The sequence below is a fragment of the Arthrobacter sp. 01T419 genome (assembly GCF_056398865.1).
This window is the reverse complement of sequence record NZ_JBFTQF010000023.1, coordinates 1-14,405: the sequence shown is the minus strand read 5'-3', so window position 1 is coordinate 14,405 and position 14,405 is coordinate 1. Positions and strand designations below refer to the sequence as shown.

The following is a 14,405-nucleotide window of genomic DNA, read 5'->3' as shown; positions in this document are numbered from 1 at the left end:
TGCTTTAGACAGCCGCCAGGGTGTGGCTAAGTGCCTTGATGATCGCTTCCGTGACGTCGTCGGTGGTGGCCTCGCCGCCGACGTCGCGGGTCAAGAAGCCGGCGGCGGTGGTCTGCTCGATGGCGGCCTCCACTAGGCGGGCTTCTTCGTGCAGGCCGAAGTGGTCGAGCATCAGGGCAGCACTGGCGATGGCCCCGATCGGGTTGCTGACGCCCTTGCCGGCGATGTCGGGCGCGGATCCGTGGACCGGCTCAAACATCGACGGGAAGCGGCGCTCAGGGTTGAGGTTGGCGCTCGCGGCGAGGCCGAGGCTGCCGGCGAGGGCGGAGCCGAGGTCCGAGAGGATGTCGGCGTTCAGGTTGGACGCGACCACCACTGACAGTTCCTCGGGGTGGAGGATGAACTTGGCGCTCATGGCGTCAACCAGGACGCTCTCGGTCTGCACGTCCGGGTAGTCCAGGGCGACGCGCTGGAAGGTTTCGTCCCAGAGGACCATGCCGTACTGCTGGGCGTTGGACTTGGTGACGGATGAGACCTTCTTGACCGTGCGGGTGCGTGCGAGGTCGAAAGCGAAACGCATGATGCGCTCGCAACCCTTCTCTGTGAACAGCGCGGTCTGCAGGGCGACTTCGTTGCCCGGGCCGCGACCGCTCAAGTTGCGGCCGCCGAGGCCTGCGTACTCACCTTCGCTGTTTTCGCGGACAACGATCCAGTCGAGCTCGGTGTTGTCTGCTTTGCGGAGCGGGGACTGGACACCGGGGAGGAACTTGACCGGGCGGATGTTGGCCCACTGATCAAAGTTCTGCGTGATGTTCAGGCGCAGCCCCCAGAGGCTGATGTGGTCCGGGACGTTCTCCCAGCCGACGGCTCCGAAGTAGATGGCGTCGAATTCCTTGAGGGCCTCGAGGCCGTTAGGGTCCATCATCTTGCCGGTCTTGGCGTAGTACTCGGAACCCCACGGGAACTCGGTCCAATCGAACGCGAACTTGCCGTTGGAGTTCTCTGCCAGGGCGTTCAGGACGCGGCGGCCTGCGGCGACAACTTCCTTGCCCACGCCGTCTGCGGGGATTGATGCGATGCAGAATTTCTGGGTGGCGCTCATGCCTACCTCCTCGTTGAGTTTGTTAGCAGAGTCACACTGCCTTCCTCTTCAAGTAGACGGGCGGCGGGTAGGTAGCGTCCAAGACTTAGTTTCAATACGACTGATAGGTAGGGCCTATTGGTTTCTAGCCGTTAATGCTCGGTGTGCTCCGCAGCGACCTTCAAGAACGCTTTGGCCGCGGGGGTGAGGTTGGTCTTGCGGCTGAGCACCGCGACGTCCAGATGGCTTACAGGTTTGATGAGCATGGTGCGCAGCCCGGCTTTGTGTGCGGTAGGAGCCCACGACGACGGCATCACCGCGTGCCCGACTCCCGCCAGAACGAGGGGCAAAATTGAGGTCCGGTGGGCAACTTCGACGACGATCTCCACCTCAACGCCGTGCGCCAAGGCATCATCCACGAGCCAACGCATGAGGGAACCGCGCTGGCTGGCAATGATGCGCTGGCCCCCGAGATCTTCCCGTTGGATAGCAGTTTGCGCCGCGTCAAAGGTGTCGGCCCGCGGGTTGACGATGAGGATGAGCGGTTGTTTTTCGAGTTCGAGAACCTGGACGCCCGGTACCAATAGCGGTGTGGGGGATCCGGCCAGCCCGATCTCTGTACTGCCGTTCCGAACTGATTCGATCACCTCTTCGGGAGTGAACGCGGCACTGACGTTGAGCCGGACCGCAGGGTACGTCTTGGTGAAGGCGGCGATCATGGACGTCAGCGGCTCGATGCCGGGGGAGGGCATGGTGATGATGTCGAGGCGACCGCTCCTGATTCCACGGAGTGACTGGACGGCCGATTGCGCGGCGTCAAGATCCCGCATGACGAGTCTGGCCGGCCCGACCAGTTCCTTGCCGGCTTCGCTCAGGACTGCCCTGCGGCCGATGCGGTGGAACAATGGAACGCCGAGCTCCTTTTCGAGGCTCGCGATGGTCTGGGAAAGCGAAGGCTGGGCGATAAGCAAGTGCTCGGCGGCGCGGTTGAAACCGTCGTGGTCGACGATGGCGAGGAAGTACTTCAGTTTTCGCGTGTCCACGATGGGCTCCTCTGACTGGACTTCCGAAACGATCGATAGCCTACGCCTATCAGTTGCTTGAGCGATGGCCGGGCTGTCTGGTGTCCTTCACTGGCCCGCCCCAAAAATCCGGCTACTTTTCAAGATTTTTCGCCCGGGTGCGGTTCTCGGGCATATTAATGTCAGGGGTCCCTGAAATGCTTTGGTGATGGCCGGGAACCGGGGAACACAGCTGATCGGAGTGGGCGCGCCTTCGGGCGCTGCGGTTCCGGATGCTGCTGTCCCGTGCCTCCGGGTGCGCGAGCTGATCGACGCCGTGAGATCGCTTCGGCCGGCCGCTGCCTTTGAACTGTCGGGCGGCACCGAACCTGCCGACCGCGCCGAACTGATCAACCAGTTGCGTGCCCTGGAGGACCTGAAGTCCGCGGCCGCGGCTGCGCAGGCAAGGATCGCCGTCGTGTTCGACGCCGCCCAACGCAGCGCCGACGCGGCGGCCGGCGTACCGGCGGAGGAGCAGGGACGCGGCGTCGGAGCGCAGATTGCCTTGGCCCGGCGGGAATCCCCCGCCCGCGGATCCCGGCTCTGCGGGCTCGCGAAGGCACTCGTGACCGAGATGCCGCACACCCTCGCCGCCCTCGATACCGGCCGGCTGAACGAATGGCGCGCGACCCTGCTCGTGAAGGAAACAGCCTGCCTGAGCGCCGAAGACCGATCCGCCGTGGACGAGGAACTCGCCGCCGACACCGGGACCTTCGACGGCGCGGGAGACCGGGCGATCATCGCCGCGGCCCGGACCGCGGCCTACCGGCGGGACCCGCGCTCGGTCACCCAACGCGCCAGCCACGCGGCGGCGGAACGTCACGTCAGCCTCCGCCCGGCACCGGACACCATGACCTACCTGACCGCCCTGCTCCCCGTCGCGCAGGGCGTGGCCGTGCACGCGGCCCTGTCCCGGCACGCCGACACCCTCCGCTCCTCCGGAGAAACCAGGTCACGGGCCCAGATCATGGCCGACACCCTCATCGAACGCACCACCGGCACCCCCGGCGGAATCAGCGGGGTGGAGGTCCAGCTCGTCATGACCGACCGGACCCTCTTCCAGGGCGATGCCGAACCGGCACGCCTGCCCGGCTACGGCATCGTGCCCGCCGGCTGGGCCAGGGCACTGCTCGCCGGGAACAAGGGCCACGCCGAACCCGGGCAAGCCGAACGGGTCCAGTCCGGGCAGGACCGGGATTTGAAGGTCTGGCTACGGCGTCTCTTCACCGCTCCCGGGACCGGGGAGCTTGTCGGAGCCGATTCCCGGGCCCGGCTATTCCCGGCAGGCATGCGGCGCTTCATCCAGGCCCGCGACGACACCTGCCGGACCCCCTACTGCGACACACCGATCAGGCACTTCGATCACATCGTCCCGTGGCACAACGGCGGCCACACCAGCCTCAGTAACGGGGCCGGCCGATGCGAAGCCTGCAACCACACCAAAGAACTCACCGGCTGGGTGGCACGAACCGGTATTGGGAAGCGGCACGTCCTCGACATCCGCACTCCCACCGGACATGCCTACCGATCAACAGCCCCACCCCTCCCCGGCAGCAAACCACCGGGCTCAGACCCACCCGTCATGGCTGCACACTATTTCGGGGACCTGTTTCGCTGGCGCCATCGACCGGACCCCCGCGCCGCCTGAGGTATCGTTCCCCCTTTCGTTGCCGACACCTTCTAGAACAAACCCACTGGAAGGAACGTAGGCTCGAGCTATGGACAGGAGGAGCAGTCGCGGCACCAGTTTGTCCCGCGTGCTCGACTCCGGTGCAGACCTGACCGTGGACTACGTTCTCACCCAGCGCGAGTTCAAGGAGTTCCACCGGCCGCGGATCGGGGCGCTCGTGGAGGCCGCGGTGGACCTGCTGGCCTGTGAGACGCTGCCCTCCTTCGCGGAGGCTGAGGCCCTTTTGGCGCTCGTGGAAGAGTTCGACGTCGAATCCTGGTTTTCCTTCACGCTTCGGGACGGCGGACACATCAGCGACGGCACGCCCCTTGCTGAGGTGGCGGCGATGTGTGGAGCCCAGCCGCGCGTGGCGGCGATCGGCGTGAATTGTGTACCGTTGAACCTGGTCTCCCCGGCGCTTGAGGCCTTGCGTAACGCGACGGACAAGCCGCTGCTCGCGTACCCGAACTCGGGCGAAAACTACGACGGCGTCACCAAGACGTGGTCATCTGGCCCCGGAGCAAACGCGGGAGGCCCGTCAAGCCTCGCCGAAGGGGCTGGCACTTGGCACGACCTGGGGGCCCGGCTCATTGGCGGGTGCTGCCGGACGACGCCGCGGGATATCGCTGCCGTGGCAAGGCTGTCGACCAAGCGTTAGCGCGCAGGGCCGGTCAGAACGTGCCGCCGCCCGTTTCGCCCAGCGGGTACTCCCGTTGGAGTTGGGCAACTTTGGGGTCGTCCTCGTCGGCTCCGTAGTCCGAGTCCCGGGTGATGTCCTTTCCGTCGGGAACCTTCATCGCGCGGAAGATCAGCGACAGGACGGCCGCAACGATGAGGTTGATCGCGAATGCCACCACGGCGATGTAGACCTGCACGTTGGTGCCGGGAATGGGAGCGATGGAGCCTCCGAAGTTGGCCTTCGTCACCGGGTTGACCACGTTGTAAGCCGCGATGGTTCCGTRGATGATTCCGGCTGCCCAACCTGCGAAGAGCGCCCAGCGGTGGAACCAACGGGTGTAGAGCCCTGCCACGATCGCCGGGAAGGTCTGCAGGATCCAGATGCCTCCGAGGAGCTGCATGTTGATCGCGGCCGACTGGTCCATCGCGATCACGAAGATCAGCGCCCCGAACTTCACCACGAGCGAGGCGATCTTGGAGACCTTCGCTTCCTGAGCGGGCTCGGCGTCGGGCCGGATCAGGTCGCGGTAGATATTGCGGGTGAACAGGTTGGCGGCGGCGATCGACATAATGGCTGCCGGGACCAAGGCGCCGATGGCGATAGCCGCCAAGGCGATCCCTGCAAACCACGCGGGGAAGTTGTCGAGGAACAGCTGGGGAACCACGAGTTGCGGGTTGACGGCACCGTTGAGATCAATAGGCTTGGTGCCCGCAGAGATGGCTGCGTAACCCAGTAGCGCAAGGAAGCCCAACATGAGCGAGTACAGCGGAAGCACTGCCGCGTTCTTGCGTATGGTGTTCCTGCTCTTGGTCGCAAGGACCCCCGTGACCGAGTGCGGGTACATAAACAAGGCCAGCGCGGAGCCAAGAGCCAGTGTCCAGTACGCCGAGTAGCTCGCCGCGCCCGGGATGAAGACGCCGGCTGGCTTGCCCGTGGCCGGGCTAATGGCGTCGAGTTTCGTTTGGGCGGCGCCAAAGATGTTGTCCCAGCCGCCGAACTTGATCGGCAGGTATATCACCGCGACGATGACCGCCAGATAAATGAGGAGATCCTTCACGACGGCGATAAGCGCCGGCGCCCGAAGGCCCGAAGTGTAGGTGTAGGCGGCCAGGACCACGAAAGCGATGATCAGGGGCAAGTCAGTCAGCAATACATTCTCCGCGCTGCCGAGGCCCAACACCGTCAGCACGGCCTTGATACCAACCAATTGCAGCGCGATGTACGGCATGGTCGCGACGATGCCGGTGAGGGCCACAGCAACCGTCAACCCCCTGCTGCCATAGCGCCCGCCAACGAAATCGGCTGGCGTGACGAAGCCGTGCCTATGCGAGACCGACCACAACCGGCTCATCAGCAGGAACACGATCGGGTACAGCACGATGGTGTATGGGACGGCGAAGAAACCGCTCACGGCTCCGGTGGCCCACATCGCCGCCGGAACGGCCACGAACGTGTAGGCAGTGTAAAGGTCGCCGCCGAGAAGGAACCACGTCACCCAGGTTCCAAACCCGCGCCCGCCCAGGCCCCACTCATCGAGGCTATGCAATCCTGTCTCTTTGCCCGCGCGCCAGCGTGCAGCGAAGAAGCCCAATACCGCCACCAGAATGAAGAGGACGACGACGACGGTGAGCGCGACACCACTGACGGGCCGATCGGGGGTGGTCGCCAGCGGGACAGCGAGCGCGCTCATTGTTCTGGCTCCCCGGTGCGTGCGCCCCGCGCAGCCTCGCGACGGCGACGGTCTTCCTTGGTAACCAGCCGATATGCGATGCCAATCATGCATGCCGTGATGGGAACCCAGAGCATTTGGTACCAGTAAAAGAACGGCATGCCGGCAAACCGCGGCTTGTCAATCGAATACGCCGGAACGAACAGGGGAACCAGAATGGAGATGGCTAGCAGTATCCCGGCGCCGACATATGGACCGGGCCTGGCCGGCCCCCGCGTTGGCACATCAGGAGTTGACATGGACGCCTCCTCATCGAAGACGGCCCCCGGAGCGGGATGGGCTTCCCGGGACGTACCGGTGGCCTGTGGACCGCGAATATAACGGTCCATCAACAGAATAGATTCTGGATTAATTCTTTGACAGGGGAAGTGCGCCTCCGAATGGATTATTCCTCGGCCTGAGGAACAGCTGAAACCATCTCGTCGATAGCCTTGGCCAGTTCCGCAGGGTGGTTAAGGAATCCCATGTGCCCGCCGGGTACCGTCTGTCGGCTGATGCCGACGTGGGAGGCTATCCATTCGGCCGCTTCTACGAAGAACGGCGCGGTCTGCTCGGCAGTAAGCACGGCCAACGGCACTGTTAGTCCAGACAAGGCTGTCGGCTCGGGCCTCCAAGAAGCAAAGGCGCCGAACTCCGCTTCAAGAAGAACCCTGGCGTTGTTCCGGAGCGATTCGAGGAGATCTGACGGCAAGAGCTCAGCGGCATCCGCTGCCGCGAACGTGACGAAGGCCTCGGCACCGCCGGCAAACCCTCCGGTCTCCATGCCTGCTGCGATAACCGGTTGCACGGTTGCCATGGCCTCGTCGGAATTGGCCAGAACACTCAAGAGAGCTGGCTCATGCAGGACTGCTGCGGAAAATTGTTCTGGAGCCTTTAGCACCGCGGCCAATGCTACGAGTGCCCCGGTACTGTTTCCAAACACAACACAAGGCTCGGTCCCGAACGTTTCCAGAAGGGCAACAACGTCGGCAGCGTGCTGCTCAACCGAGGTTTCCTCCCAGTCCTGTTGCCGGGGGCTACGAGCGTTGTTCCTGCGGTCATAGGAGATGACTCTGTGGTTTTGGGCCAATAGTTGAACTAGCCCAGCGTACTGTCGGGCGTCACCTCCGGCGCCGGGAACCAGTAGTACTGGCGTTCCGTGGCCTGCCGCTTCAACATAAATCGTGGTGCCGTTGGCTTCTACCAAGGCAGCCCGTTCGATGGTGCTCATCGTCTTCACCCTTCCGATTCCGGTTGATCCTTCCCTTCCATTGGACGCCCGGGCAGGCTCCGGCGTCCAAGACCGCTATGGACTCGGACGATCACAAATTTTTATGATGATGCATGGAGATTCGCCAACTCCGGCGATTCCTTGTGTTGGCCGAGGAATTGCACTTCGGCAAAGCCGCACTACGGCTCCACATCGCCCAGCCGGCTTTGAGCCAGGAGCTCAAGGCCTTGGAGAAGTCCCTCGGGCTCCGGCTCCTGGACCGAACTCACAACCACGTTGCGCTCACGGAGGCTGGCCGCCGCCTGCAGGAGGAAGCGGAACGCATCATTCATGCCCACGACGCCGCTTTGACAGCAATGGAAGAAATCCGCAGTCCTCCCGGAGGGACACTCAAGCTTGGGGTGGCGGTGGGCGTGGCGTACCCGCTTCTGGCAGAGCTGCTCAGCGGTCTAGGCCCGGATGAGAGCGGGCCCGACGTGGACATCAAAGTTGCGGCGGCCCGGGAAGGGGTCGTGAAGCTGCTTGACAAGGAATTTGACGCGATCTTTGTCCATGCGGTGCCACCCCGTGATGAACGGCTTGCTGTTCTGACCCTGGAAACCGAACCCATGGGCGTTGCCGTTCCATCCGGCAGCCCACTGGCACGACTGGCGGCGATCGGCCCCACGGACCTGAACGGGCAGCCGCTGATCTGGCTACAGCGCGACGGCGACCCCGACGTCCGCGAGCATGTGCTGGGTCTGATGATGGATGGCGGTCTGATTCCAGGCCCGCACCGCTGGTCGCCAAGCATCGCAACTACCATGAGCCTGGTGGCGGCCGGACTCGGGGTGTCCTTCAAAACGCCGCATCAGGTGGTGCCTGGCGATCCGCCCGGCGTCGTATGGCGCCCTTTTGCCGGAGCGTCGTATCCCGTGCCGACTGTACTGGTTTGGCTCCCCAACGATGCCTCGCCCTTGACCACCCAGTTAGTCGCCCATGCACGGCGATACGTGGCCAAGCACGTCAGCTAGCCTCCAACTCTCCGCGCCGGAATCGCAACTCCCGCAGGGCACCTCGGAGCGGTGACCCCGTGAACGGTAGGTCCTCCAAGCTGACCTTTCCAGAAGCTGACAAGGCCAGTGCATTGGCCTTGTCAGCTGCGCGCTGCGGCAAGCCAACAGACGCCGCGAAATCGGCCCAGTGCTTCGCTTTGAGGTTCTTGGTTTTCCCGGACACCGGCAATGCGAGCGAGTCATCTCCGTACAACAGCGTGCATGGAATGTCGTAGATCGGCGCCATGACAAATCCGCCATCCTCGCTACCGAGGATCGATAGATTCTTGGCATGAAGGTCGCCGTTCCCGGTCAGCCACGCAAAGACAAACTGTAGGTATAGATTGCGGATTGCCACGAGAGGTGCTTTGCACATCCCAGCCAATGCAGAGGCCACCTCCTCCGATGCCACCGAATACTTGGAAGCCGGCGGTAGGCCCATGACTTGGGCTCCGTCTTCCATAGGCAAGCGCACCCAGATACGGTTCTTGTCCCGGACGCGGTCGAAGCGTTCCACCAACAACCCCGGTAACCCGTGCATGTCCGTGATGATGTGGCTCTTTGCCACCGGGATCTTGAGATCCTTGGCCGCGGAGAGGTGTGCCGCTTCGTTCGCCAGCAAATGGGCATGGTTGGGCGGGTCAAGTTTGAGCAGGTACCGCTGCCCCTTGAGTGACAGCGGCGTGGTCAGCATCGAGGCACTTGCCTTGTCTTGGACGCCGGGGATCGCATGGCGATCGACGGCGTTCGCGAGGGCGGGGAAGTCCAGTTCCTCGGGTCGGGACGTGTCGGCCAGCGGCGCCGGTTCCACGGGGCTTTCCCCAGCGGGAACCACTTGGACGTCGCCGGGGGCATCGGCTCCGACTGCGAGCAGGAGAGTGAGTTCGTCGTCGAGGCTGGTTTTGGTGGCGTCCCTAAGCACACTAAGCCGGTGCCCCTCCGGCAGCAGGCCGGCGAAAAATGACGGAAGGGCGCCAGCGGGAGTCTCCACGGGAAGGTCTGCCAAAGGCAATGAACTGGCAACCGCGGGCAAACCGGAGGTCAGATACTCTGCCGCATAGGAGAAATTCACCCCGCCGCGGCCCGTCCGGACGAGATGACCGGCCAGGACCCCGCCCTTGTGGACGTCGGCCGCGCGGACGAACTTCAAGTCCTGGTAATTGTCGACCATCAGCTGGCCACTATGTGAATCCCGACGGCGTTCGCCACCGCCACGACGGCTGCCAGTGAAGGATTCCCACCGGCCGTTTCAATCGCCCGAATGGTCCTTTCGGAGGTCCCCGCAAGGTCCGCAAGATCCGCCTGCGTGATCCCGGCTTCCTTGCGTGCTTTTCGTACAGTCGCAGCAATGGCCGCTAGGTCTTCCATGGGTCCCATCTATTCGGCACGATATTGCCGATTTGCTTGTTCCATACTCGCATTCTCGCCCATTTAGCGAAAATCGGCAAGATACTGCCGAAAACGGACTTTTGGAGCGTCGGTAGACCGCCAGAGGCGCATTTCGGCAATATACTGCCGATTCCTACTCTTGGGCCCCGGGCTAACGTGAGGAACGCGCTGCGCACCCCTCCAGTTACGTCCCCGCCAGCCACTCCGGCTCGAAATCGGGATGGTCCGAGTAGGGCAAGGCGAGGGCATTCAACGATTTTGTAGTCCATTCGATCGACTCCGGTATCCACTGCGGGTCATCCCCAAACGCATGGCGGACCATCGTGGCCAAGGCCGTTTGCCGTGCAGATTCCACAATGCCTAGTAGCCGTCGCTTTGATTCGCATTCCAGGAGAAGCCGGCGTTCGTACCATTTGCCCGCTTCGGAGACTGACCGGTCGCCGAGGAGTTTCCGCGCCGCAGCCTCGTCCTCATTCAGACGCTCAGAGAGGAAATCGACGATATCCACAAATTGAGCGTACGCGCCCAGTGCGGCTGCGGAAATGCCCGCTTCCGTTATGCGGGGTCGGCTTGCTTTTGGCGCTGGAGCTCGACGGCGGCAGAGGCCGCGGGGGCCGATGCGGCGGCAGCGGCTCGGGCCGAAACCGGGACGGCTGTGGCGGCAACCGGGATGTGGACGTGGGGGAGGGCGTTGAAGTGGCTCCGGGACAATCCGCCGAACTCGTAGGCGGTCTCGGCATGCTCGGACAAGTCCACACCGGCAAGCTCGGCCTCGTGGCTGACCCGGAATCCAACGGTCTTGTGGATGACCAGGGCAATGATTGCCGTCATGATTCCAGACACTGCAAGGGTGACAAGAATGGCCACGATCTGCGCGACGAGCTGTTGGAGCCCGCCGCCGTAGAAGAATCCTCCACCCTTACCGTTGACCGGCAGCGCAATCAAACCGAGCGCGAGGGTGCCGACGAGTCCGCCACCAAGGTGGACGCCCACTACGTCCAGCGAGTCATCGAAGCCGAACTTGTGCTTCAGGTCCACGAACACGGCACAGGCGGCACCAGCCACGAGGCCCAGGCCGAGTGCGGCGGAAGGAGCCACATTAGCGCAGGCCGGAGTGATAGCCACGAGGCCGGCAACGACGCCGGATGCCGCACCCAAGGACGTGGGGTGGCCGTGCCGGATCTTCTCCGTCACGAGCCAGCTGATCATGGCCCCGGCTGGGGCGACGAGGGTGTTGACCCAGATCAAGCCTGCCTGTTCTGCCGTCGTGGCAGCCCCGGCATTGAAGCCGAACCAGCCGAACCAGAGGAGGCCCGCGCCAAGCATGATGAAGGGGAGGTTGTGCGGGCGGTGGTTCGGGTCCTTTCCAAAGCCGTGACGCTTGCCCAGGATCAACGCCAGGACAAAGGCGGCAGCGCCCGAACTGATTTCCACAACCGTGCCACCGGCGAAGTCAATCACTTGGCCGAACACGGAACTGATGGCTCCGCCGGGGCTCAGGAGGCCGCCGCCCCAGACCATGAACGCCAGGGGGCAGTACACCAGCGTGATCCAGATGGGGACGAAGATGACCCAGGAAGTGAACTTGGCGCGGTCGGCAATCGCCCCACTGATGAGGGCCACGGTGACGATCGCGAAGGTAGCACTGAAACCCAGCTTGATGAGATCGGTGGAGCCAACCAGGCCTGCCGAACCGAAGCTGCTGAACGGGTTGCCGAAAAGCCCCAGAACGCCCTTGCCGCTGATCATCGAGTAACCCCACAAGATCCACACGGCGCCAACGATGCCCGCGGAGATGAAGCTCATCATGATCATGTTGAGGGAGGCCTTCGCCCGGGTCATGCCACCGTAGAAGAGGCCGAGCGCCGGAGTCATGAGCAGTGCAAGTGCCGCTGACACCATCACCCAAACGTTTTCCGCAGTGATATGCACGTGCGTTTCCCTTCTTATCGGAGTGCGTAGGAGGGCCGCCGTGGCTGGCCCCGTTCTTCCCCTGCCCAATATTTCCGGGTTCGTGTTTCGGGCAATGCGAGGAAAAATTGCGGGGACGTTACATAAACAGGCCTGGCGTGAAGAACTCATGACGGGGATGTTTCGGGCATGTTAACGCCACCTGCGCGCGGACGCGGGCTGCCCGCGAGGTGCCCATAGGATCGCCGTGTTTCCGCGGATTCGGGAGTGGCTAGAGGTGAAATCGTGCGATCGGGCCAGAAACCCGGACATTTCTTCCACGTGAACGGGTGCTCACCGCCCCCGACGGGATGTTTCAGCCGAACGCTGGCGCGTCACGGCCGCCGCGCGCACACTTAGCCTGTGAAGCCGTTTCTCCTGCTCGCATCTCGTGCCGAAGACGCCGCCGCCGAGGAAGAGTATCAGGCGTATCTTCGTTTTGGAGGGTTGGCTCCCGAGCAGCTAATCCGCATCCGGTTGGAAGCTGAGCCCCTGCCGGCGCTTGAGCTCTCCGACTATTCCGGCGTAATTGTGGGTGGTAGCCCCTTCACCTCGAGCGATCCGCCTGAGTACAAGAGCCCCGTCCAGAAGCGGGTGGAGAAGGAGCTTTCGCGGCTGCTGGACGGGATTGTCGCGGCCGACTTTCCATTTCTGGGGGCTTGCTACGGGGTCGGAACCCTGGGCCTCCACCAAGGAGCGGTGATTGACCGCACCTACGGCGAAGGACTCGGCGGGGTCACCATAAAACTCACGGCAGAGGGGCTCCAAGATCCGCTCCTCGAGGGCCTGTCCGAGCGCTTTGTTGCCTTCACCGGTCACAAGGAAGCGTGCACCGTTTTGCCCGGACATGCCGTGTTGCTGGCCAGCTCGGCAGCCTGCCCGGTGCAGATGTTCCGTATCAAGAGGAACCTATACGCCACCCAATTCCATCCGGAGCTCGACGCGGAGGGGCTGGTCACCCGGATCAGCACCTACCGCCACTCCGGATATTTCCCGCCCGAGGCCGCCGAGCAGTTGATGGCAGATGCCCGCAAGACCTCGGCGACCGAACCGATGAAGATCCTCAAGAACTTTGTCCTGCGGTACGCAGGTCCCCCATAGCGTCGGCGGAATGAAGCACAATGGGCGCATGACCTTTGCAAACGTGGGAAGTCTTGGCACGAAACCTGGCCAGCGCGACGCCGTCGTCGGCATCCTCCTCAGGCCGAAACCGGAGCTTCGGGAAGCAGGCTGCTCGCTCTACGAGGTGGGCATCAACGACGAAGCTCCGGACACGGTGTTTGTCTGCGAGCTGTGGGAGTCGGCGGAGGCACACCAAGCATCCTTGCCGTTGGACGGCGTGAGGGCCGCCATCGCTGAGGCAATGCCGTTGCTCTCCGGGGAGATGAGCGGTACCCGGTTCACCGTGTTGGGCTCGCCGATCCGCGACGCGTGAAATTCACCCGGCCGACACGTGGCTGGTGGACAGGATTTTCATAGCTCTTACATAGCTGCCGTAGCTACGTTTGGTTCACTATGGAAGAGCAAGAGCCCCATCGTTCCGGACTCGGGCCCGGACGGAAGCGAAATCGGCGGAACTTTTGGGGTTCCCTCCGATATCGATCAGCTTTGCTGACAGCCTGCGCGGTTGTTCTGGCGCTGACCCTTACGGCAACGATCTACTCTGCGGCGCATGCGCGCTCAACCGCCTCCCGTACGGTGTCGGCGGTACCTAGCGGCACGCCGTCGGCGACCCCGACGACGGCGGTAGCCGCGCCGTCGTCGGCCGCTTCTGTGGAGCCCGAGACTCCGACGGCGTCTGCAGTGGCTGCTGCTCCCGCGGCGGTGGCGCCAGTGGTGCCCGCCGCCCCGGCGGCAGGCGTGACCCCTGCCTTGGATGCGGAGATCAACGGCATCATCAACGCCAACAGCCAGTACCAGATCGGCGTCACGCTGATCGACTTGTCGAATGGCTCAAGCCACCAGTACGGGATCCAGGCGCCATTCGAGGCGGCCAGCACGGCCAAGGTCTTGGCCGCAGCCGCGTACTACCATCTGGTAGAGAAGGGCGAAGTGTCGCTTGACGATCCCTTGGGGGACTACACATCCGGATTCCAGATCAAGGAGATGATCCAAGAGAGCGACAACGACTCCTGGTCCTTGGTCATGGACGCAGTCGGCTACTCGGAACTGCAGGCGTATGCGGCGTCAATCGGCGTCAGCTACGACCCCTTGAACAACACGTTGACTCCAAGCGAGATGGCCGGCATCCTGTCCGACCTCTACACCGGAAAGCTCTTGAACCAGCAGGACACCGCGCAACTGCTGTCCTACATGCAGAACACGAACTACGAAACGCTCATCCCAGCCGCTGTACCGGCCGGCATCACGGTCTTTCATAAATACGGGCTGCTCGACGACGAACTCCACGACGCCAGCATCCTCACCAAGGGCGCCAGTTCCTACGTGTTCGTGGTGTACACGAAAGGACAGGACGAGAGCGACATTCCCGCCCGCACTGACGTCTTCCACCAGCTCACTCAAGCTGTGGTCAACGGCCTGTTCTAACGATCCTTTGGCCTGTCTTCAGCACCACGACGCCGGCCGTGCAGTGAGACTGACTG

The 14,405-nt window shown here is 63.3% G+C and carries 15 protein-coding genes and 1 pseudogene; 6 read left to right on the top strand and 10 right to left on the bottom strand.

What is annotated here, in order from left to right:
• Positions 1-4: 4 nt before the first annotated feature.
• Both AC1DLO_RS21715 and AC1DLO_RS21710 read right to left on the bottom strand, forming a co-directional pair.
• Positions 5-1,102, bottom strand: a complete 1,098-nt coding sequence (locus AC1DLO_RS21715; RefSeq protein ID WP_476891750.1) for a tartrate dehydrogenase — start codon at positions 1,100-1,102, stop codon at positions 5-7.
• Positions 1,103-1,233: 131 nt separating this feature from the next.
• A complete protein-coding gene (locus AC1DLO_RS21710; RefSeq protein WP_476891749.1) occupies positions 1,234-2,124 on the bottom strand; it encodes a LysR family transcriptional regulator in 891 nt (296 codons plus the stop codon).
• A 187-nt stretch (positions 2,125-2,311) separates the two neighbouring features.
• Between AC1DLO_RS21710 and AC1DLO_RS21705 the strand changes: the two genes are divergently transcribed.
• On the top strand, positions 2,312-3,790 hold the full coding sequence (locus tag AC1DLO_RS21705) for an HNH endonuclease (protein WP_476891748.1): 1,479 nt from the start codon (positions 2,312-2,314) through the stop codon (positions 3,788-3,790).
• A 112-nt stretch (positions 3,791-3,902) separates the two neighbouring features.
• A pseudogene (gene mmuM / locus AC1DLO_RS21700) lies at positions 3,903-4,469 on the top strand (homocysteine S-methyltransferase); the annotation flags it as partial.
• Between the two features lie 13 nt (positions 4,470-4,482).
• On the opposite strand, the gene mctP reads toward mmuM, so the two are convergent.
• The 3 genes from mctP to AC1DLO_RS21685 form a co-directional block, all read right to left on the bottom strand.
• Positions 4,483-6,180: a monocarboxylate uptake permease MctP gene (gene mctP / locus AC1DLO_RS21695; RefSeq protein ID WP_476914606.1), complete on the bottom strand. Its 1,698-nt coding sequence runs from the start codon at positions 6,178-6,180 to the stop codon at positions 4,483-4,485.
• A complete protein-coding gene (locus AC1DLO_RS21690; protein WP_184741878.1) occupies positions 6,177-6,458 on the bottom strand; it encodes a DUF3311 domain-containing protein in 282 nt (93 codons plus the stop codon). The genes mctP and AC1DLO_RS21690 overlap by 4 nt, the downstream gene beginning before the upstream one ends.
• A gap of 146 nt (positions 6,459-6,604) precedes the next feature.
• Positions 6,605-7,429 (bottom strand): alpha/beta fold hydrolase, encoded by an 825-nt coding sequence (locus tag AC1DLO_RS21685; RefSeq protein ID WP_476891746.1) that lies wholly within the window; start codon positions 7,427-7,429, stop codon positions 6,605-6,607.
• Positions 7,430-7,542: 113 nt separating this feature from the next.
• Here AC1DLO_RS21685 and AC1DLO_RS21680 point away from each other — a divergent pair, with 113 nt between their 5' ends.
• Entirely contained in the window at positions 7,543-8,442 is a 900-nt protein-coding gene (locus AC1DLO_RS21680; RefSeq protein ID WP_476891745.1) for a LysR family transcriptional regulator, read from the top strand.
• Here the strand turns inward: AC1DLO_RS21680 and AC1DLO_RS21675 are convergent.
• The 4 genes from AC1DLO_RS21675 to AC1DLO_RS21660 all read right to left on the bottom strand — a co-directional run bounded on the left by AC1DLO_RS21675 (position 8,435) and on the right by AC1DLO_RS21660 (position 11,784).
• On the bottom strand, positions 8,435-9,634 hold the full coding sequence (locus AC1DLO_RS21675) for a type II toxin-antitoxin system HipA family toxin (RefSeq protein WP_476891744.1): 1,200 nt from the start codon (positions 9,632-9,634) through the stop codon (positions 8,435-8,437). The genes AC1DLO_RS21680 and AC1DLO_RS21675 overlap by 8 nt on opposite strands.
• On the bottom strand, positions 9,634-9,831 hold the full coding sequence (locus tag AC1DLO_RS21670) for a helix-turn-helix transcriptional regulator (RefSeq protein WP_476891743.1): 198 nt from the start codon (positions 9,829-9,831) through the stop codon (positions 9,634-9,636). The genes AC1DLO_RS21675 and AC1DLO_RS21670 overlap by 1 nt, the downstream gene beginning before the upstream one ends.
• A gap of 205 nt (positions 9,832-10,036) precedes the next feature.
• Entirely contained in the window at positions 10,037-10,360 is a 324-nt protein-coding gene (locus AC1DLO_RS21665; RefSeq protein WP_476891742.1) for a DUF6221 family protein, read from the bottom strand.
• Between the two features lie 47 nt (positions 10,361-10,407).
• Positions 10,408-11,784 (bottom strand): ammonium transporter, encoded by a 1,377-nt coding sequence (locus tag AC1DLO_RS21660; protein WP_476891741.1) that lies wholly within the window; start codon positions 11,782-11,784, stop codon positions 10,408-10,410.
• Positions 11,785-12,165: 381 nt separating this feature from the next.
• Between AC1DLO_RS21660 and AC1DLO_RS21655 the strand changes: the two genes are divergently transcribed.
• A complete protein-coding gene (locus tag AC1DLO_RS21655; protein ID WP_476891740.1) occupies positions 12,166-12,903 on the top strand; it encodes a glutamine amidotransferase in 738 nt (245 codons plus the stop codon).
• 28 nt (positions 12,904-12,931) lie between these two features.
• Positions 12,932-13,237 carry a putative quinol monooxygenase gene (locus AC1DLO_RS21650; RefSeq protein WP_476891739.1) on the top strand — a complete coding sequence of 102 codons (306 nt, stop codon included), beginning with the start codon at positions 12,932-12,934 and terminating at the stop codon, positions 13,235-13,237.
• A 223-nt stretch (positions 13,238-13,460) separates the two neighbouring features.
• On the opposite strand, the gene AC1DLO_RS21645 is transcribed toward AC1DLO_RS21650, so the two are convergent.
• Positions 13,461-13,697: a hypothetical protein gene (locus AC1DLO_RS21645; protein ID WP_476891738.1), complete on the bottom strand. Its 237-nt coding sequence runs from the start codon at positions 13,695-13,697 to the stop codon at positions 13,461-13,463.
• Here AC1DLO_RS21645 and AC1DLO_RS21640 point away from each other — a divergent pair.
• On the top strand, positions 13,675-14,349 hold the full coding sequence (locus tag AC1DLO_RS21640; RefSeq protein WP_476891737.1) for a serine hydrolase: 675 nt from the start codon (positions 13,675-13,677) through the stop codon (positions 14,347-14,349). The two genes, AC1DLO_RS21645 and AC1DLO_RS21640, sit on opposite strands and share 23 nt — an antisense overlap.
• Positions 14,350-14,405: the final 56 nt, after the last annotated feature.

What these genes read in the sequence shown, in the direction of transcription:
- AC1DLO_RS21715 (WP_476891750.1), bottom strand. Translation starts at nt 1,102, where the DNA reads ATGAGCGCCACCCAGAAATTCTGCATCGCATCAATCCCCGCAGACGGC.
- AC1DLO_RS21705 (WP_476891748.1), top strand. Translation starts at nt 2,312, where the DNA reads ATGGCCGGGAACCGGGGAACACAGCTGATCGGAGTGGGCGCGCCTTCG.
- AC1DLO_RS21690 (WP_184741878.1), bottom strand. Translation starts at nt 6,458, where the DNA reads ATGTCAACTCCTGATGTGCCAACGCGGGGGCCGGCCAGGCCCGGTCCA.
- AC1DLO_RS21685 (WP_476891746.1), bottom strand. Translation starts at nt 7,429, where the DNA reads ATGAGCACCATCGAACGGGCTGCCTTGGTAGAAGCCAACGGCACCACG.
- AC1DLO_RS21680 (WP_476891745.1), top strand. Translation starts at nt 7,543, where the DNA reads ATGGAGATTCGCCAACTCCGGCGATTCCTTGTGTTGGCCGAGGAATTG.
- AC1DLO_RS21675 (WP_476891744.1), bottom strand. Translation starts at nt 9,634, where the DNA reads ATGGTCGACAATTACCAGGACTTGAAGTTCGTCCGCGCGGCCGACGTC.
- AC1DLO_RS21670 (WP_476891743.1), bottom strand. Translation starts at nt 9,831, where the DNA reads ATGGAAGACCTAGCGGCCATTGCTGCGACTGTACGAAAAGCACGCAAG.
- AC1DLO_RS21650 (WP_476891739.1), top strand. Translation starts at nt 12,932, where the DNA reads ATGACCTTTGCAAACGTGGGAAGTCTTGGCACGAAACCTGGCCAGCGC.
- AC1DLO_RS21645 (WP_476891738.1), bottom strand. Translation starts at nt 13,697, where the DNA reads ATGCCGTTGATCTCCGCATCCAAGGCAGGGGTCACGCCTGCCGCCGGG.